Here is an 18,066-nt window from a genome sequence, read left to right as displayed (position 1 = left end):
GAATTTCTTATAGTGAATGCAAACGTTTGCTTTTGTTTCTAACGTTTGCCAAAAGACGCGATGTTGGTGTGAAAAGCATCAATATCGCGTTTTTGTATGCGACTGAAAGTTGTTTTTAAATTGTTAAATATCACATTTTGAGCTGTTTTAATCTTGTTAAGGGTGTAAAACTGACTCAGGCTTGTTTACTATAGTGAACACGGTTTACTCATGTTGATTGAAGTTTACTGAAGTGAATTCTTAGAAAGTGAGTCGTATAGCTTTTATACAAAAGCCTCTTTTTATATCGCTAGTAATAAAAGCCTATATAGAAGACATCACTTTTTACTATCTACTGTTTCTAACGTTAACCCATATCGTTAGAGGCGACTCTAAATAGAGATATAAGCGGCAGATTCGATTTGGAAAGCCTGCAACGCTTCATGGAGAATAAAATGACTCAAGAACACGCTAATCAAGACCTACTAAAAACACCTCTGCATGCACTTCACGTTGAAGTCGGCGCAAAAATGGTTCCTTTTGCTGGCTACGACATGCCAGTTCAGTATCCACTAGGTGTAAAGAAAGAGCACTTACACACTCGTGACGCTGCTGGTCTTTTTGATGTTTCTCACATGGGGCAACTGCGTCTACACGGTGAAAATGCAGCCGCTGTTTTAGAATCTCTGGTTCCAGTAGATATTATCGACCTGCCTTCTGGTAAGCAGCGCTACGCCTTCTTTACTAATGAACAGGGCGGCATCATGGATGATCTTATGGTCGCTAACCTTGGCGATCACCTATTTGTTGTTGTGAACGCGGCGTGTAAAACACAAGATATCGACCACCTAACGGCTCACCTTCCTGCAGACGTAAAAATGGAAGTGATTGATGACCGCGCTCTATTAGCACTTCAAGGTCCGAAAGCGTCTGAAGTTCTGGCTCGTTTCCAACCAAGCGTTGCAGACATGCTGTTCATGGATGTTCAAAAAGTCGAGATCGACGGCGTAGAGTGCATCGTAAGCCGCAGTGGTTATACCGGTGAAGATGGCTACGAAATCTCAGTACCGAACGACCACGCTGAAGCACTAGCACGTAAGTTAACTTCAGAAGCTGAAGTTGAGTGGATTGGCCTTGGTGCTCGTGACTCACTTCGTCTTGAGTGTGGTCTATGTCTGTACGGTCACGATCTAGATACAACAACAACGCCGGTAGAAGCTAGCCTTTTATGGGGTATCCAAAAAGTGCGTCGTACTGACGGTGAACGTGCAGGCGGTTTCCCTGGCGCTGATATCATCCTTGAGCAAATCGCGACTAAAGACGTTCAACGCAAGCGTGTTGGTCTTGTTGGTCAGACTAAAGCACCAGTACGTGAAGGCGCTGAGCTGTTCGATGCTGAAGACAACAAGATTGGCGTTGTAACAAGTGGTACTGCGGGTCCTAACGCGGGCAAGCCTGTTTCTATGGCTTACGTTCGTACTGACCTAGCGGTTATTGGCACTAAAGTATTCGCTGAAGTTCGTGGCAAGAAGCTACCAATGACAGTAGAAAAAATGCCATTCGTACCTCAGCGTTACTATCGTGGCTAATCTCTTTTAAGAGAAACCACTAAGCTAAATGAAAGCCTATTGTTTGCTTCTCTTTATTGGGAAGCCTAACGGTAGGCTTTTTTGATTTTGGTAGCGTATGTCTTTGGTAACGTATTGCTTTTAACGTTACCCACTAACAACGGTTACTTAAAATTCGTTTATAAAATGAGATATGTGGCGATATCGTTACAAATACTTACTATAATCACGATTGTGACGTGTTATGGTGACGATTCATCATTTTTGTAAATAAGTAGTAGGGGTTACAAGGAGTTAACTATGAACGTAAACCATACAATGAGTCCGGTTCGTAAAGCCGTTTTAGGGCTTTTAGCGCCAATGATTTACACATCAAGTGTTATGGCGACAGAAAACACGGACGAAAGTACTCCTGATTTGGGTGTAACACCCTATATTGTGAATGGTAGCGACGCTTCAGTCACGGAATTTCCTTCGATGGCAAGCTTGTTCATTGATCGTATTGATTATGACGGTGTTTACTCAACAGGCCCTTACTGTGGTGCGACAATTTTAGATAACTATCATGTACTGACTGCTGCACACTGTATTTATGGTGATGAGAATGCTCAACTTTTCACGGTAGTTGTTCCTCAATTGGAAGATACTTCTCTATTCCCTAACGGTAGCATCCAGAAAGTACGAGTATCTGAGGTGTATTATCGAACGGATTATTCAAACAGTATCAATCAACTATTAAGAAATGATATTGCGATTTTAAAGTTAGAAGCTTCTCTTAACCTTCAATCCTCAGCTGAAACTGTTATCCCTCAATTTGATACATACCTTAATGCTGCGAATGATTTCGTTGCAGTTGGCCATGGTGACATCGAGACTGATGTTGATGGTACGACATTGCTACAACAAGTTGACCTGACATATGTTGATACTCTTAATTGTAAAGCTGTTTTCGGTCCGTTAGTCACTGATAAACAAATTTGTTTCAACGGTAACGGACCGAATAATGGCTTATACGGGGGTACATGCCAAGGCGATTCTGGTGGTCCGGTGTTTTGGAAAAATGGCTCTACATATGAACAGGTCGGTATAACGAGTTTTGGGCCGACTACTTGCGGTGATGACATCGGCGTAACATCTGTATTTACAGAGGTATATGATTATAAAGATTGGATTACGGATGTAACTAAAGGGGTAAATGATAGCACGGAAACTGTCCAGTTTACCGCGACAGAGGCAAAACGAGTTGCTGTTGCTGGGACAAGTGCGTCAACTGGCTCTGGTAGCAGTGGCGGAGGTATTTCATTTGGTTTGCTAGGGATGCTGATGTTGATTGCTGGTGTTAGAAAAGCAGTTAAACGTTAGATCTTCAATGTTTTGAACAAGTCGACGCTTTATTTAAAGATAGCGTCGACTTTTTATTTTTTACTTTTGCAGGTGTGCAGTTGGTTAGTTGCTTGTAGAACTAGTTACTCAGCTCGATAACCGCTTTACGGCTGTATCTTTCTAGAATCTCATCCATCTCTTTTATCGCAGCATTGATGCTTTTAATCCCACCTTGAGCCACACCTTTTTCATTTTCGTTCAATGCAGAAAAAGCTTGCTTTAATTCCTTACCTTCCAACATGTTCCCGTGCAGCAACACCTCTTTGTACGTGAGTAGCTTATGTTGTATTGCAATAATTTCTGGGCGGGGATTGTCTGATTCTAATGCGTGACTAATGCAAGGAAATGCCAATGTATAGCGATTCGCAATTTCCAATTTGACGTCTTTCTTATTCGCAATATGCAATTTTTATTATTTCCCAACACTTGAATACTCAAGTTACCTAGCCTGTACGTTCACAACTGATATCAGTGTGAAGGTTTATGAAACGTAACGGTTTTATCAAGCGAATAATATGCCTTTGATGGCTTATGTAAACCATCACAAGTCAATATGGTCTGCTTCTTGCTGAATTTAGGACATAACTGTCTTTTGAGGATGAGCTTATGTCACAAGAACCCATAATATTGGCGCTGATTGAGCGTAGGAAACAAGCCAACTTGTCTCAAGAAAAGTTAGCCTCGAGTGCAGGAATGAGCTTAAAAACCTATCAAAGGATTGAACGCGGAGAGGCGGACATCAAGATGTCTCAGTATCGTTCAATCACTAGAACCTTAAAAGTGACGGATTTGGATGTGGTGCTTGATATTGTTGGCGCATCACAAGTAACAGCGGAAGATGTAGCTGCGGTCAGTCGTCTGCTGACCAGCGAAGAGCGCCTGTTGTTTATCAAGCTGATTTTGTCGGTCAAAAAGAAGCAGTAGTCTTTCTTTCAAATAAACAGCGTAATAGATCGATTCGTTAGTCAAATTGACAGATACTTCTAGGGTAATGTGTTCTCTGAGGGCATGAAGCCATCAGCTCACTCTTCCACGCAGCTGTTTGGTGGTGCTTCTTTGTTTTTTGCTTTCTAAACGTCTTTTCTGAGAGCCACGCGTCGGCTTAGTTGCTCGTCTTACTTTTTGAACCTTTGTCGCTTCCAAGATCAATTCTTTCAAGCGCACTAAAGCATCATCTCGGTTTTGTTCCTGAGTTCTATACTGTTGCGCTTTAATGATAATCACACCGTCTTTGGTGATGCGGCTATCTTTGTGTGCGAGGAGCTTTTCTTTATAGAAGTCAGGTAGGGTAGAGTGCTTGATATCAAAACGTAAATGTATCGCGCTCGATACTTTATTGACGTTCTGACCGCCGGCTCCTTGTGCTCTGATCGCTGTTAACTGGAGTTCCCAGTCTTGAATCGAAACAGAGTTAGATATTTGTAACATAAACATCCATTTTGAACGGTAATATGGCGCCATGATACTGAATATTGGTTATGGTATCAGTAACTTTATTTAAGAGTGGTAGTAGTGATGAAAATAGATTTAACGGCATATGAAGGATTAATCTTTGATATGGACGGTACGTTGATCGATACAATGCCTGCACATGTAAAGGCGTGGGAGCGAACGGCTGAAGAGTTTGGCTTTCATTTTGAAGCGTCTTGGCTGCATAGCTTAGGTGGCATGCCGAGTTATAAGATAGCCGGTGAGGTGAACAGCAAATACGGTTTATCGCTCGACCCACAAGCGGTTTCTACGTTTAAAATGGCGTCGTTTGCGGCTATCGAAGACAAAGGAGACGTTATCCCTTGTACTCACTCTCTGTTGTTAGAGCATCTGGGTAACAAGAAGATTGCAGTCGGAACGGGCAGTCAACGTAAAAGTGCCGAACAGTTACTGGATAAGACAGAGATCTTGAGTAAGCTCGATATTCTCGTGACAGCAACAGACGTTAAGAATCACAAACCAAATCCGGATACTTTCTTAGATGCGTGTTTTGGTATGGGTTTGCAGCCAAAGCAGTGTGTTGTGTTTGAAGATACGAACCTAGGTAAGCAGGCTGCTCATGCTGCGAACATGGATTGTATTCTAGTGGTAGAGGGGAACAAACTAGAGTTCTATCCTGCACCAAGCTGATTGCAAGGATTGGGTTGTTAAACCGCCAAACTAATAGCCTAGCGGAACAATACTGATTTTCTGTTAGGCGATTTCGCTCATTTCGCTGTCTAGGAACAGGCACACACTGTTTCGACCTGCTGCTTTGGCTTCATAAAGTGCTAAATCGGCGCACTTGTAGTTAAGAGCAGGGTCGTTGGTCAGGTTGGTAATTCCACCACTGACCGTCACCACGTTATCGAGCTCAATACTGACTGCGATTCTCAATCTGTTAAGTACATACTCAGCTTCTTCTGTTGTGGTATGAGGCAGAATAACGCCAAACTCTTCGCCACCAATACGAGCCACAAAATCAGTTTCTCGGCACTCTCGTTGTAATACTTGAGCAACGGTTTGAATGACGCGATCTCCATAATCGTGACCAAATCTGTCGTTGATGCGTTTGAAGTGGTCTATGTCCAAAATCGCTAAACAAGACTGTTCGCGAGTAGGGTAACGATTAACACGAGAGCACTCATCTCGCAGCTCAAGATCGAATTTACGGCGGTTCCAACACCCAGCTAAGGCATCTTTTTCACTCAGGTTTCTCAGTTTGTTTTCTAGCTCTTTGTGTTTACTTATATCCACAAATGAAGCGACATAAAACTGAATCACGTCTTTCGAGTCTTTAATGGTTTGGATTCGCAATATTTCCGTGATCAAAGACCCGTCTTTACGACGATTAACCACTTCGCCTTCCCACATGCCTTTCTCTTTGATGATGCTCCACATCTTGATGTAGAACTCTTCGTTGTAGCGACCAGAGGCAAACATGGACGGTTGGCGGCCTTTTACGTCTTCTAACTCGTAGCCACTCACACGGGTGAACTCTTGGTTTACTTTGATGATTCGGTTGTTTCTGTCGGTAATCACCAAGGCAGACATGCCATTCATTGCGGCCTTAGCAAGTTGGCTCTCGATACTGTTCTTCTTGTGGTTGCTGTTCCACAATACGAAGCCAGCGGAGATCATCGAAATCAAGAAAGACAAGGTGATGATCTGAACGACGATCGCTTGTTTTTCTTGTCGGTATTGACTGCTGAACTGCTGATTTTCAATGTGAAGAACCATGTAAATAGGGCCTTCAAACTGTTTGATTTTAGGGCTGATGTCGGAATGAAAATACCAGTTCTCACCATCGAAATAGCTCGAAGATGTCTTGTCTTGAATCGCAGTCCAAAGCTCAGGGTATAACTTTGCGTAAGTCTGCTCTGAACGTGATTCAATTACATGTCCGAAAGATTCCGTAGGATCCGGCCCCATGATTATGTGTCCGGTTTTGTTGAGAATAATAGGAACAGCAGAAGATGCACCAATTTGATAGTGAAGGCGCTTATAAATCTCAAGCATGTTCAGGTTTGCGATGAAGTAACCAATAATGCGGTTGTTTTCAGCGACTGGCGTCATAATGCGTAGCGCTGGAATCAAAGGGCGAACGATCTCTCCGTTTTCGACTTCAAGATCAATACCGCGAGAGCTAATCTCACCAATCTTTAATTGCTGTAGTACCTCATAGTAATCACGCGAAGACTTGTTCTGCAGTTCACTATCTGGAACCACGATTGCTTGATTGTCTTTATAATTAACGCGAAACACTTCGTTGCCAGCTAGATCGAGGTAACGAAGCTGAGAATAGTATTTTTGGCCACGAGCTAACATCACCCAAAGATCTTGCAGGGTTTCTTTATGGATAATAGAAGGTTCTCGAATCGCTCGGAGTAGTGTTTGAGAGTCGGCGATTGAAGGAACAGAGTTAGAGATTTGCTCAACAATAACAGCGAGTTCATGAAAGCTGTATTCGATTTGATTTTGGCTAGACTGCTTAATATTTAGAGTGTGCTGAGCATCAATTCTGTCAAGTTCAGAATTGATGTAGAGGGCAGGGACTAGTCCTAGGGCAAAGATGGTACATAGAAATTGGCTGACTAGTTTTTTTATACTTGTATTCATCACTGTCCTCAAAGAATCAGCGCAATACTATATATTTTATAGGGTTTTTAATGTGATCTTGACCGAGAAGTTAAGACAAGATTCGCATATAACTACGATTTAAGTGCAACTTTTTGCATTTAAGCTTGATTGTTGAGCAATCACTTCGTTAGTAAATGATTACTCAATATAGAACACTGCTCCGAAACCTAAGCTAAATTAATCGCGATTAATTGCCGATTATCTAACTAAGGGCAGCTAGCTTAGGCCAACGATATTTCCATTACTATCAATATCTAACGACATGAATGCCGGTTTGTCAGGCAAGCCTGGCATGGTCATCAGATTGCCGCACAACGCGTAAATAAAGCCAGCACCAGCACACAATTTTAGTTCTCTAACAGGCACGTCAAATTGGGTTGGTGCACCTTTAATGTGTGCTTCTGTCGAGATTGATAGTGGTGTTTTTGCCAAACAAACCGATAGGTCGCTATAGCCATGAAGTTTGAATTCAGCCAGCTGTTTTTTAGCCAGTGGAGATAGCGAAATACTTGCCGCGCCATAGCCAACTTCAGCAACTGCCATCAGCTTTTCTTCTAGGCTTTGCTCTGAGTGATACAAAGGCTTAAATTCACTCTGTTTTTGGCAAGCTTTTACTACAGCGTGAGCCAGTTGAGTTGCCCCTTCGCCACCTTGACCAAATGCTTCGCTTACTTCAACGCTAACGCTTGGATCGAAGTCGGTGATCATCTGCTTCAAAACATCGAGCTCTTGCGCTGAGTCTTGTGGGAATCGGTTAATCGCAACAACTGTAGGCACTTGGTATTGCTTAACGTTGTTGATGTGCCATTTTAGGTTCTCAAAGCCTGCAATTAGCGCGTCTTGGTCATCATTAAAAATTGAATCTGGTAATGGAGTGCCCGGTCTCAAATCGTATAAACCAGAGTTGGCCTTTAATCCACGTAATGTTGCAACAACCACAGCGCAATCGGGCTTTTTGTTCGACGCTTTCGCTTTTATGTTGCATGCTTTCTCAAAACCCATGTCTGAGCCAAAACCACCTTCGGTCACAACAAAGTCACTCAGTTTTAACGCTATCTTATCGGCAATAATTGAAGAGTTACCATGTGCGATGTTCGCGAAAGGCCCGGCGTGAATTAGGGTAGGGACGCCTTCAAGGGTTTGCATCAATGTTGGTTCAATAGAATCCTTCATGGTTACGGTCATTGCGCCTGCAACGTTGAAGTCATCTGCGATTAGCGGCAAGCCTTGTTTGTTGTAAGCAAGTACCACTCGTCCGATACGCTTTCTCAAATCTTGAAGGTTATTGGCTAGAGCAAGAATGGCCATTAGCTCTGAAGCGGCTGAGATATCAAATCCATCTTCGCGTTCAAAGCCGTTAATTGTTTTATCTGCTTCGTTTTTGCCAACCGTGATCATGCGTAATGCGCGATCATTGTGGTCAAGTACACGTCGCCAAACGATTCTGCTTGGGTCGATATCCAGTGCTTTTAAGCCTGAGCGCGCTTCAAAGGCTTCTAACCCTTCACGCTGCTCATGATACAAACGTGCGTCAATGGCGGCAGAGGCGAGGTTGTGAGCGGCCGTAACAGCATGAATATCGCCTGTCAGATGCAGGTTTAATTGTTCCATAGGGGCAACTTGAGAGTAACCACCGCCCGCTGCGCCGCCTTTTACACCAAATACCGGGCCCATTGAAGGCTGACGAATGCAGGCCATTGCAGATTGGTTAATCTTTGCGAGGCCTTGTGCTAATCCGATAGTAGTGACGGTTTTGCCTTCACCAAGAGGTGTCGGTGTGATCGCCGTGATTACGACTAACTTACCATCTTGTTGGTTGGCGAGGCGTTCAAGTGATGTGAGAGACACTTTAGATTTGAATTGCCCTAATGGCTGATGTTCGTTGTGGTGCAGGCCAGCTTGCTTGGCAACCTCACTGATGTTTTTAAGGGGAGTAGAGCGACAAATATCAATATCAGACAGCATATTTGATCCTTATATCAGAACCGAAAGGTGGTACGTAAACGTTTGCGTGGCGATAGTACTGTATAAATTTGCCAAGTAAAGGCAAACCACACGAATTATGTGCTGGAAGATAACAGATCTAAAGAGTCATTGCGCGAGATCAAATCTTAAACGAGCAAAATATTCGATATGATTAACTTCAGCTGCCGTTATATTTGTGTTGAATACAAAAAGGGCTGCATATAGCAGCCCTTCAAGGAATGGGTAATCTCACTTGGCGTTAACCTTTAAGAGGTAACTACCTAATATGGCCGATTAACGATCCCAGTATGTTTCTTCTAAGCTATCTTCGCGTTCAGGCAGTGCACGAGAAAGGCGAGGAGAGTGCTGAGTCAACACTTCGTAGCTTACACGGTTTGCGTACTTACAAATTTGAGACAGTGAAGAGTACGTCAGACAAGCGTGCTCGTGTTTCTCTGAGTTTGGTACATTCACGTGGTGGTAGCTGTTTGCTGCCATGTCGTGAAGTAGTGCTGAAAGTGCACCATCGCCAGCGCCATTGGTATTCTTAATCTCAAGTGGGCCGCCTAGGTAAGGGCCAATGTGAGAGTACACTTTTACTGGGTCTTTACAGTCTTGCTTACGCATCGCACGGCTGAATTCGTATTTATTGAACTCAGGGATGTTACCCGGTAACAATGGCAGTGTGGTTTCGCGTTTCGCTGGTTCGTCAGTGTAACCTGCCATGTATAGACCAATAGGGCCTGCAGTACATAGAACTAGGTCAACCCACTCAAGTGCCTTGTTAGCAGCCAATAGAGGATCTTTTTCACCCGTTAGTGCTTCACCTTCATCTTCGTTCATCGCGACGATGGTTACGTTTTCTTTCAGGTATTCTTGCCACCATTCAGCGTTGCCTTCGATCACATACTTAGTACCAAGTGTTAGTACAACAGGCACATTGTGCGCTTTCGCGTATTCAATCGCTTTTTGTACCGCTTTTGGCATCGGATCTTCAGGTTTGCCACGCATTAGGTATGACGACACAACCAATGCAGACGCTTTCTCGAACACTTTTTCAGGAATGCTTTCTGGAAGAAGTTGGTTCATGTGGCCTTCATTGATTGCAAACGTACGTTCGCCATCTTCAGAAATAAGCGTGTAGCAACGACCGATTGGACCATCAACAGTTTGAAGGTGGTTTAGATTCATACGAGAAGAAGTGCGGCAAAGGTAACGATAACCAAATGAGCCAACTTCGATCTTCTTAGACATTACGCCAAGCAGGACAGATTTGCTGTCTGCAAGTACGGAATAGTTGTGCAGTGTGTTGCCAATAGTATCGCCAGGGTATTGATGCGTGATCAAACCGCGCTCTACTAACTCTTCATACAGCGCATCTGCTTTACTTTCTTCCAATACCAGTGAGTGACCTTTACTCAGCTCGTATTTTTCTAGGAACTCGTTGTCAACACGGGCTTCGATATCAACAATCGTTTGGCCAACACCCACAATCGTTGCGCGGTGAAGCTTAGGCGTTTGTTGAATTTGGTTGACCAACGGATCACGTGCGTGAGTTGGAAAGTAGTGCTTAGATTTACGCTGTCCAGGAAACTTCATATGAAAAATACAGTGAAAAAATTTTGCCGCATGATATCACATTTTGTTTCTGTTTCTTTCATTTTTATTACATTTTGAATCACCTGCACAATGTCTGTACAGGTGATTCAACTAACTATATGTTTGAAACTACTCGGTTGGCTGTACTAACGTCGCTGGATCAACGTAAGCCTCTGTACCCCATAGTGGAACAGTTGAAAGGCTGTGTTTGAAGCTACCTTCTGTTTCTTTGGTGGTGTAAGACAAGTAGAGCAGCGACTGATTCTCTGCATCGTAGATACGACGAACCTTCATTGTTTTAAAGAAGATACTTTTCGATTGCTTGAATACCACTTCGCCAGACTTACTCTTGTCTATTTGAGCAATCATTTCTGGTGTAATTTCACCTGTTTGACGACAAGATATAGAGCTATCACTTGGATCAGAAAGGCTAAGGTTTGCTTCGATTGATGCGATATGACAGGTAACACCCGCGATCTTATCGTCATCTAATGAAGACATCTTGATATCCTTCATTGTGAAGAAACCCAGTGAGACGTCGCCAACCTCGTTGTCCGAACAGCCAGCTAACATTGTCACGATACCTGCTGCTATTAAGGCTTTTTTCATAAGAAGTCCTTTTTATTTATATAGTTCTGTTTACTATAAGGATATTGAAAGCTTGGATACGAGTGTAGAGCTTTTCGTTAAGTTCTTAAAGGATGTTGTTGGATAATGAAAAATATGAAGCATTTAAAGTACTTGTTGGCCTTGGTCATGCTCTGTATGCTCTCTGCTTGTAGCTCGGCACCTCAGCCGACCGTATGTCTTCCAAATAACTGCGATATTTGGGGATACTAACCGTAGGTACTAAAAGAATGAATAACGAAATACCTGAAATTGCACACAAGAAAAACCAATGGCTATTTAGTCAGCTCGATATTGCTTACCCCGCAAAAGAGAGCCTCCTCGGCCGTGAACTTTATCAAAGCAAACTTCCATCCAAGACATACCAACTCCTAGCACAAGATCAAACTCCTTCCCAAATTGATGAACTGCATAAAGTCGATTTCCATAAATTGACCGTGCTATTTTCACTCAACCAAGCAAGCGTTTACCAAGATGAAATCGAAAGGGCACACATGCTTGAGTTCTTGAGCCAAATTATGCTTTCTGACGATCATGTATTATATATTGGTACTCAAAACGGTGAAGTTGTGGCGAGCGCTATCGTCACAGAAGCGGATGGTTCCCTATTGATCTCGGATGTCGTTGCTGAAAATGGTCAAAGTATCAACAACTTTGCTAAGCAGTTACACGATTTTTGGGCACAAGATCATGCTTCTTGCGATAAAGTATGGATCGAGAACTAAAGATTCTTTGACAAAGCGTTAATCTAAGTACAATACCCCGTCTTATTTAAAGGGTATTGTATGTACAAGCTATTGATATCAATCGCTGTATTATGTGTTAGCGCTTATTCTTCACTCAGTTTTGCTAACGACTGGGATATAAAACGCATCCTAGTTTTACACTCATACGAACCTTCTTATCAATGGACTGCTGACTTCCAAAAAGGGATAGACAGTGCGTTCAGTCAGTCTCAAACCGAAGTTAAACTCTCAATAGAGTATTTGGATTCAAAGCGTATCCACAGCCCAGAGTATTACGACTCTCTCGCGAACTACTTACGTGCGAAGTATGCAGGTTATAAATTTGATGGCGTAATTGCGACGGACGATAACGCAGCCAATTTTCTTGAATCTCTGCCTAATTTGATTGATCGCTCCACACCTGTCGTTGCAGCCGGCATCAATGATTTCAGCACCGACATGTACGCGGTGTCTGACAGAGCAACTGTGCTTTACGAGAACGATCAGATAGACGTTAATATTAAGCTGATCTCCAAATTAAGACCTAATCTAAAGAATCTCTATTTTGTAAATGATTACAGTGTCACGTCTGAATTGATTCATAAAGAAATGAACAAAATGATGGCTGAATTTTCAAATATCAATCTCGTAGAAATTCGCGACTTGTCGCTGGAGCATACGAGCCAATTTTTGGAAGGGATCTCTGCGGACGATGCGGTATTGCTCAGTCATTACAACACCGAGTTAAAGCAAGGGGTTTATCACACTTACCAAGAGATTGCGGATACGTTGTCAAAAGCGAGTGCTGCTCCGGTGTTTGCTTTGTGGCAGTTCTATATTTCGGGTGATGTACTCGGTGGCTACGTTAATCACTCACAAAGCATGGGTGAAGAGGCTGTCGATGCGTTGGATAAATACCTTCCTCTTGGGTTTACGACACCGTTAACTCCCGGAGACAACAAACGTTTTGTATTCAATTACCCTGCAATGAAGCGATACGGGATTAGTGCAAACGCGTTACCTGATGAAGCGGTTTTCATTAATGAGCCTTCGTCCTTTATTCGCAAAAACTTCCAGTTGTTATTGGGGCTGTCGATGGTGATTGCGGGTTTGAGCCTGATCATCTTGATGCAATTCGTTACTCTGCGCCAAAAGAAAGAGTTGGCGAATAAGAACAAACGAATCTTAAAGCTTCAGAAACAGACCTTGAATATCCAAAAGGATATGATTCATGTTCTCGGAGAGGCAATTGAAACCCGCTCTGGCGAAACTGGTAATCATGTTAAGCGTGTAGCCAAGTTGTCTGCACTGCTTGCTAAGTATCGTGGCTTGAGCCATCGCGAGGTCGAGATGATTGAGATCATCAGCCCAATGCACGATGTGGGTAAGATTTCAGTCCCTGAATCAATCTTGGATAAACCTGGGAAATTAACCGACCAAGAGTGGGAGGTGATGAAGCTTCATACTACGGCTGGCTATAACTTACTAAAGAGCGGAGCGGGTGATATTACCAACCTCGCGGCAATCATTGCTAACGAACATCACGAGCGTTGGGATGGTGCTGGATACCCGAATGGAAAAGTGGGTGATGAAATACACCTGTTTGCTCGTATCACTGCCGTAGCCGATGTGTTTGATGCGCTGCTTAGTGCACGTTGCTACAAAGAACCGTGGCCGTTAGATATGGTGGTCGATTTGTTTGAGCGAGAGTGTGGCTACCAGTTTGATCCTCAGCTAACTAAATTGCTACTGAAACACTTATCCGAGTTTGTCGCTATCCGAGATTCGTACCCCGATACTGGAACTGTAGAATATGCGTCTTCACCTTCGCTTGAAGCTAAGGTCTTAGAAGAGTCGGTTGTTAGCTAATTGTCGCTCTATCTGAGTAGCCTATAAGCCATTTTTTTTATCGATTCACCACGATCCGGCTAGGAAGTAGTGATTTATATTTTCTCCTGAAATTGAGTAGCTTATGTAAACCTCGCAGTATTTGGTTTCGTAGAATCTGGGTTAATTTAATGAAAACTGTTGCTTATGCTGAGCGATAAAGTGATCAACTCCATATTTCGCGAAGAGAAATAAGCCTGTATCTGCAAACTGTTACCTCAATCATCTCGCGCATTGAAAGAACACTATAGGATAAAACTTGGATTCAATCTGAGTGAGATACCTATGCGGTTAGAACAGACTAAATGTGTGATTTTCGATTGTGACGGAACACTTATCGATAGTGAAAAGCTGTGCTGCCAAGCTTTGGTGAACGTTTTCACTGGCTTTGGAGCGGAGCTAAACGTCAACGACTGCTATGCGCACTTTCAAGGCGGGAAGCTAGCCGACATCTTAATGGATACACAAGAACGTCTTGGGTTATCTATCTCGATTGATACACTTGAGCCGTTATATCGCAATGAATTACAAGCACTGTTCCAGCGTCATTTAAAACCGATGGATGGCGCTATCGAACTTATTGAATTCCTCAAACAACAAGACATCGAGTTTTGTATTGCTTCCAATGCACCGAAATCTAGGGTTGAATCTTCATTGGCGATGACAGGCATGCTAGACGACTTCAAAGGCAAAGTGTTCTCAGCTTTTGATGCTAACAGCTGGAAGCCAGAGCCTGATCTAATCATGTACACGGCCATGAACATGGGCTTTCTGCCAAATGAGTGCATCTACGTGGATGATACGTTGAAAGGGATTGAGGCTGGTGTTCGCGCGGGTATCCAATCGTTTCGATTACGCCCGAGTATTGATGAAGCAATCGTAGATCCCGAAGCCGACTCAGCAGAACTCGCGGCTCAGGATATCTACAGTTTAGAAGAAATTTCAGTTTGGATTAATGGCAAGCACTGCTCAAATGGTGGTATATCGAATTCTGCAGCTTTGGTGGGGTAGAGCTTAGTTGAAGGCTGACTACCTTACTAAATTGTTTGGTGTGGAAACCGCAAGATGCACAAGTAAACTTTTCTCCACTTTCTGAAAGCAGATACTCGTCGTGTTGGCATAAAGGGCATGTAATGTCGTCGGTGTTTGGTGTTTCTGTTTTATTCATTATGTGTCACCTGCAGCAAGGGGGTAAGCGAAAAAAGACCCGTTCAATTAGATTACTCCTAAGCTCGAATATTAGACAGTTCTGACACTTCTTAATCTCTCCTTTGCGACTTGCTTCATGGTAATTGATAATGTCATCGTTATTGACCATGGTTCTTGTAATGTTATTAAACAAAAGCCAAAAAGAAAGGACCCATTACGAGTCCTCATTAGTTTGTTTTCAATTCACGCCGCTAGTTCACCAGTTGATCCTTAAGTTCGGTAGCGTGCCAATGTCTGAGATAGAGAAACCGACGCTTCTGTTAGCCTAGATACGCCATTTGAAGAATTCTGAGCCACGTCTTTAATCACATCGGATTGGCTTCGAATATCGTTAAGCTCTGCTGCAATCGTATTGGCAACGTTACTTTGCTCATCGGCTGATGTTGCGATTTGGATACTCATGTCCATTAGTGCTTGAGCTGAATCTGCAATCGAGTTTACGTCGTGACCAATATTTGAAATCAACTGGCTACTGGTTTGCGCTTGGTCAACCGTCTGTTCGGTGATCTTCGCGATATTTTGGCTCTCTTGCTGTAAGCGTTCAATCATCGCTTGGATTTCTACAGTAGCCGACTGAGTGCGGCTTGCCAGTGTTCTTACTTCATCAGCAACAACAGCGAAACCTCGGCCTTGCTCGCCCGCACGAGCGGCTTCAATCGCGGCATTTAAAGCAAGTAAGTTAGTTTGCTCTGAAATAGCATTGATCGTCGTGATGACCTCGTTAATTTGGCTCGTATTCACATTCAAGCTAGTAACAGAAGATGAGGTTTGCTCAATCAAAGAAGAAAGGGTGGTGATTTCCGAGATTGCCTGTTGAACCTTCGCGTGGCTATCGTTGATTTGCTGCGCGTCTTGTTCTGTTTGTTCAGTTGAGCGTGCAGAGATGTTAGAGACTTCATTTGCCGAAGCTGTCATCTGATCCATTGCTGTCGCTACAGAGTCTAGAGAGGCATTTTGGCTCATGATTTGTGTTTCGCTGCGCTTCATCTCAGTTTCGAAAGAAGCCGATGTTTCGCTTAGCGTTGCTGCACTGTGGTTTACGTTGTTGACTAACTCACTAAGCGTGTCCATTGAACGGTCAAGCGCACAACCAATCGTGCCGAACTCATCACGGCCAGGGTGGAAGCCAAGGCGTGATGTTAAGTCACCATCACCAATCTTTTGAGTCGTTGAATAAAGAACCCAAAGTGCGCCGCCTAGGAAAGTCGCTACCCAGTAACAGAAAAGACCAAAAGGCACACACCACAAGAAGCTCAGTAATAAAGTGTACAGTGCTTGCTGCTTTTGATTCTGTATATCGTTAGTTGAAACGGTAAGTGAGTAGTAGTTGCCATCTTGTGCGAGTGCTGTGGCAGTCACAGAACCATTGTTTGAAATAGTGGTTTGTTGAGCGCGAGTTTGCTGGCTAACAGAGCGAACAGATGCCGGGGAATCTGATGCTGATAAAATGCCTTGCAGTTGATACTCGACCTGCTGTTTTGCAGTTACGTCAATGTGTTCCATTTTGTTGACGTAGTTCAGTCCAGCTAGGCTTGCCAGAGCGGCAAAAAAGATTAAGAAAATGACCCAAAACTTGTCGTTGATCGACATCTTAATAAACAGTTTGTCTATCGTTCGAAATTGTACTTCTTTCATAAAAACTCCACGGTAAATCCTTTACCGTGGACTCTAAATAACCGACCTCAATAAAAATGTGACTTCAATCAACTAATTGTGAAAATTAATGATAGTGATATGTCATTTATGAGATCTGAATCAAGTAAATTAGTTCTGTATAGGTTTATTAGCCTAAAGAAGGCAGTAACCCTACTGAAATAAGAACTTGAATCGCAATGATAAATACGCCAACGCTACCTGCTAAAAACAACGCTTTGCTACCGCCTAACACTTGGTAACTGGCTTCTGAAGATTGTGGTTTGACAGAGAAATCAGTGTAACGAACCTTGTAGACCATCACTGTTGGTAACAGAATCGCGAGCACTGAAAGTGCAATGGCTGCGTAGCCTAAAGCCATGATGAAGCCTTGTGGGTAAAATAAGGCAAACCCCAGTGGCGGTAAGAAGGTGATAGCAGCTGTCTTAACACGTTTTGCGTTACCTAGTTTCTTGCTCAGTGAGTCGCCCATGAATTCAAATAAGCCCAAGCTCACACCAATAAAAGATGTCAGCAGTGCAAGGTCTGCAAACACACCGACGATCACGCTTAGGTTGGATTGATGAACCGTTTGCGATAGCGAGACTAATAGCGCGCCCAAGCTTGTGTCAGACAACAACTGCTCTTGGCTAATCACGCCCAAAGTAACACTTTGCCAGAAAACGTAGATAACCAGAGGCAGTGCCGAGCCAATAATCATTACCTTACGTAAAGAACGAACGTCACCATCTAGGTATCGAACAATTGATGGGATGCTGCCGTGGAAACCAAAAGAGGTAAACACAACCGGAATAGCCGCAACAATCAGGCCTTGCTGTAAAGGCATGCTCATTAAGTATTGAGAGGTAATGTTTGGCGCTAGGAAGCTGAGTACCAAAACCATCGCGATAAGCTTTAAGCCAAACAAAACGCGGTTAACTTTATCAACACTGTGTGTACCAATCGTAACAACGCCGGCAACTAATAGGGTAAATAGAAGCGTGGTGATTTGAGCATTAAGTTCGATACCCGCGATATCCGAAATTCGTTGGTTAAATTGCGCACCGCCGCCAGCTATGTATGCCGCACACAGAGCGTAGAAAAGAAACATCACCGCGAAGCTCGCAATCCACTTTCCTTTTGTCCCCAAAATGGTATGAGCTAACGTGTGTAGGGTAGCGTCAGATTCTGCGAATTGGTGAAGCTCTACCATTAATAGCGCAGTAAAAGCCATTAACGCCCATAAACCCAGCATCAAGAAAAGTGAAGTTGAAAAGCCAATACCTGCAGAAGCAAGTGGAAGAGCGAGCATGCCAGCACCAATGGTTGTGCCTGCAATGATCAAAGTACTACCAAAAACCTTTGATTTATTCATTGTATAT

General features: G+C 43.3%; 15 protein-coding genes. 7 read left to right on the top strand and 8 right to left on the bottom strand.

All coding sequences use genetic code 11. The annotated features are described in order from the left end of the window. Positions 1–434: 434 nt before the first annotated feature. Both gcvT and AB4167_RS09960 read left to right on the top strand, forming a co-directional pair. Positions 435–1,568: a glycine cleavage system aminomethyltransferase GcvT gene (gene gcvT, locus AB4167_RS09965; protein WP_372136473.1), complete on the top strand. Its 1,134-nt coding sequence runs from the start codon at positions 435–437 to the stop codon at positions 1,566–1,568. Positions 1,569–1,847: 279 nt separating this feature from the next. Next, positions 1,848–2,909, top strand: a complete 1,062-nt coding sequence (locus AB4167_RS09960; protein WP_372136472.1) for a trypsin-like serine protease — start codon at positions 1,848–1,850, stop codon at positions 2,907–2,909. A gap of 100 nt (positions 2,910–3,009) precedes the next feature. On the opposite strand, the gene AB4167_RS09955 is transcribed toward AB4167_RS09960, so the two are convergent. Beyond that, a complete protein-coding gene (locus tag AB4167_RS09955; RefSeq protein ID WP_029236416.1) occupies positions 3,010–3,336 on the bottom strand; it encodes a hypothetical protein in 327 nt (108 codons plus the stop codon). A gap of 200 nt (positions 3,337–3,536) precedes the next feature. Here AB4167_RS09955 and AB4167_RS09950 point away from each other — a divergent pair, with 200 nt between their 5' ends. Further along, positions 3,537–3,854, top strand: coding sequence for a helix-turn-helix transcriptional regulator (locus AB4167_RS09950; protein WP_102319706.1), 318 nt, complete (start codon positions 3,537–3,539; stop codon positions 3,852–3,854). A 93-nt stretch (positions 3,855–3,947) separates the two neighbouring features. Here the strand turns inward: AB4167_RS09950 and arfB are convergent, their stop codons facing one another. Next, positions 3,948–4,358: an alternative ribosome rescue aminoacyl-tRNA hydrolase ArfB gene (gene arfB, locus AB4167_RS09945; protein WP_017059842.1), complete on the bottom strand. Its 411-nt coding sequence runs from the start codon at positions 4,356–4,358 to the stop codon at positions 3,948–3,950. An 87-nt stretch (positions 4,359–4,445) separates the two neighbouring features. Between arfB and AB4167_RS09940 the strand changes: the two genes are divergently transcribed. Then, on the top strand, positions 4,446–5,051 hold the full coding sequence (locus tag AB4167_RS09940; RefSeq protein ID WP_017069882.1) for a beta-phosphoglucomutase family hydrolase: 606 nt from the start codon (positions 4,446–4,448) through the stop codon (positions 5,049–5,051). A 63-nt stretch (positions 5,052–5,114) separates the two neighbouring features. On the opposite strand, the gene AB4167_RS09935 is transcribed toward AB4167_RS09940, so the two are convergent. From AB4167_RS09935 to AB4167_RS09920, 4 genes are all read right to left on the bottom strand, one after another. Beyond that, on the bottom strand, positions 5,115–7,019 hold the full coding sequence (locus AB4167_RS09935; protein WP_065584255.1) for a diguanylate cyclase: 1,905 nt from the start codon (positions 7,017–7,019) through the stop codon (positions 5,115–5,117). 237 nt (positions 7,020–7,256) lie between these two features. After that, complete coding sequence (locus AB4167_RS09930; RefSeq protein WP_372136471.1) at positions 7,257–9,005, bottom strand: formate--tetrahydrofolate ligase; 1,749 nt, start codon at positions 9,003–9,005, stop codon at positions 7,257–7,259. Positions 9,006–9,299: 294 nt separating this feature from the next. Then, on the bottom strand, positions 9,300–10,604 hold the full coding sequence (locus AB4167_RS09925) for an inosine/guanosine kinase (RefSeq protein ID WP_017064646.1): 1,305 nt from the start codon (positions 10,602–10,604) through the stop codon (positions 9,300–9,302). 129 nt (positions 10,605–10,733) lie between these two features. Next, positions 10,734–11,213: a CreA family protein gene (locus AB4167_RS09920; RefSeq protein ID WP_017064645.1), complete on the bottom strand. Its 480-nt coding sequence runs from the start codon at positions 11,211–11,213 to the stop codon at positions 10,734–10,736. A gap of 248 nt (positions 11,214–11,461) precedes the next feature. Between AB4167_RS09920 and AB4167_RS09915 the strand changes: the two genes are divergently transcribed. The 3 genes from AB4167_RS09915 to AB4167_RS09905 all read left to right on the top strand — a co-directional run bounded on the left by AB4167_RS09915 (position 11,462) and on the right by AB4167_RS09905 (position 14,854). Beyond that, on the top strand, positions 11,462–11,956 hold the full coding sequence (locus AB4167_RS09915; RefSeq protein WP_017064644.1) for a hypothetical protein: 495 nt from the start codon (positions 11,462–11,464) through the stop codon (positions 11,954–11,956). 60 nt (positions 11,957–12,016) lie between these two features. Continuing rightward, the gene (locus AB4167_RS09910) at positions 12,017–13,825 is read left to right on the top strand and encodes an HD domain-containing phosphohydrolase (RefSeq protein ID WP_372136470.1); all 1,809 of its coding nucleotides are present in this window, start codon (positions 12,017–12,019) and stop codon (positions 13,823–13,825) included. Positions 13,826–14,128: 303 nt separating this feature from the next. After that, positions 14,129–14,854, top strand: a complete 726-nt coding sequence (locus AB4167_RS09905) for an HAD-IA family hydrolase (protein ID WP_017059834.1) — start codon at positions 14,129–14,131, stop codon at positions 14,852–14,854. Positions 14,855–15,262: 408 nt separating this feature from the next. Here the strand turns inward: AB4167_RS09905 and AB4167_RS09900 are convergent, their stop codons facing one another. Then, positions 15,263–16,687, bottom strand: a complete 1,425-nt coding sequence (locus AB4167_RS09900; protein WP_017064641.1) for a methyl-accepting chemotaxis protein — start codon at positions 16,685–16,687, stop codon at positions 15,263–15,265. 148 nt (positions 16,688–16,835) lie between these two features. Then, positions 16,836–18,059, bottom strand: coding sequence for an aromatic amino acid transport family protein (locus AB4167_RS09895; protein ID WP_017059832.1), 1,224 nt, complete (start codon positions 18,057–18,059; stop codon positions 16,836–16,838). Positions 18,060–18,066: the final 7 nt, after the last annotated feature.

Source organism: Vibrio sp. 10N.286.49.E11 (assembly GCF_041469505.1).
Taxonomy (GTDB): Bacteria; Pseudomonadota; Gammaproteobacteria; order Enterobacterales; family Vibrionaceae; genus Vibrio; species Vibrio crassostreae_C.
Note: the sequence above shows the minus strand (reverse complement) of the source record. Positions and strands in the feature narration are given on the sequence as shown.

Coding starts and splice junctions, on each gene's coding strand:
- arfB (WP_017059842.1), bottom strand. CDS start 4,358: ATGTTACAAATATCTAACTCTGTTTCGATTCAAGACTGGGAACTCCAG.
- AB4167_RS09925 (WP_017064646.1), bottom strand. CDS start 10,604: ATGAAGTTTCCTGGACAGCGTAAATCTAAGCACTACTTTCCAACTCAC.
- AB4167_RS09935 (WP_065584255.1), bottom strand. CDS start 7,019: ATGAATACAAGTATAAAAAAACTAGTCAGCCAATTTCTATGTACCATC.
- AB4167_RS09930 (WP_372136471.1), bottom strand. CDS start 9,005: ATGCTGTCTGATATTGATATTTGTCGCTCTACTCCCCTTAAAAACATC.
- gcvT (WP_372136473.1), top strand. CDS start 435: ATGACTCAAGAACACGCTAATCAAGACCTACTAAAAACACCTCTGCAT.
- AB4167_RS09915 (WP_017064644.1), top strand. CDS start 11,462: ATGAATAACGAAATACCTGAAATTGCACACAAGAAAAACCAATGGCTA.
- AB4167_RS09910 (WP_372136470.1), top strand. CDS start 12,017: ATGTACAAGCTATTGATATCAATCGCTGTATTATGTGTTAGCGCTTAT.
- AB4167_RS09940 (WP_017069882.1), top strand. CDS start 4,446: ATGAAAATAGATTTAACGGCATATGAAGGATTAATCTTTGATATGGAC.
- AB4167_RS09905 (WP_017059834.1), top strand. CDS start 14,129: ATGCGGTTAGAACAGACTAAATGTGTGATTTTCGATTGTGACGGAACA.
- AB4167_RS09895 (WP_017059832.1), bottom strand. CDS start 18,059: ATGAATAAATCAAAGGTTTTTGGTAGTACTTTGATCATTGCAGGCACA.
- AB4167_RS09900 (WP_017064641.1), bottom strand. CDS start 16,687: ATGAAAGAAGTACAATTTCGAACGATAGACAAACTGTTTATTAAGATG.
- AB4167_RS09920 (WP_017064645.1), bottom strand. CDS start 11,213: ATGAAAAAAGCCTTAATAGCAGCAGGTATCGTGACAATGTTAGCTGGC.
- AB4167_RS09950 (WP_102319706.1), top strand. CDS start 3,537: ATGTCACAAGAACCCATAATATTGGCGCTGATTGAGCGTAGGAAACAA.
- AB4167_RS09960 (WP_372136472.1), top strand. CDS start 1,848: ATGAACGTAAACCATACAATGAGTCCGGTTCGTAAAGCCGTTTTAGGG.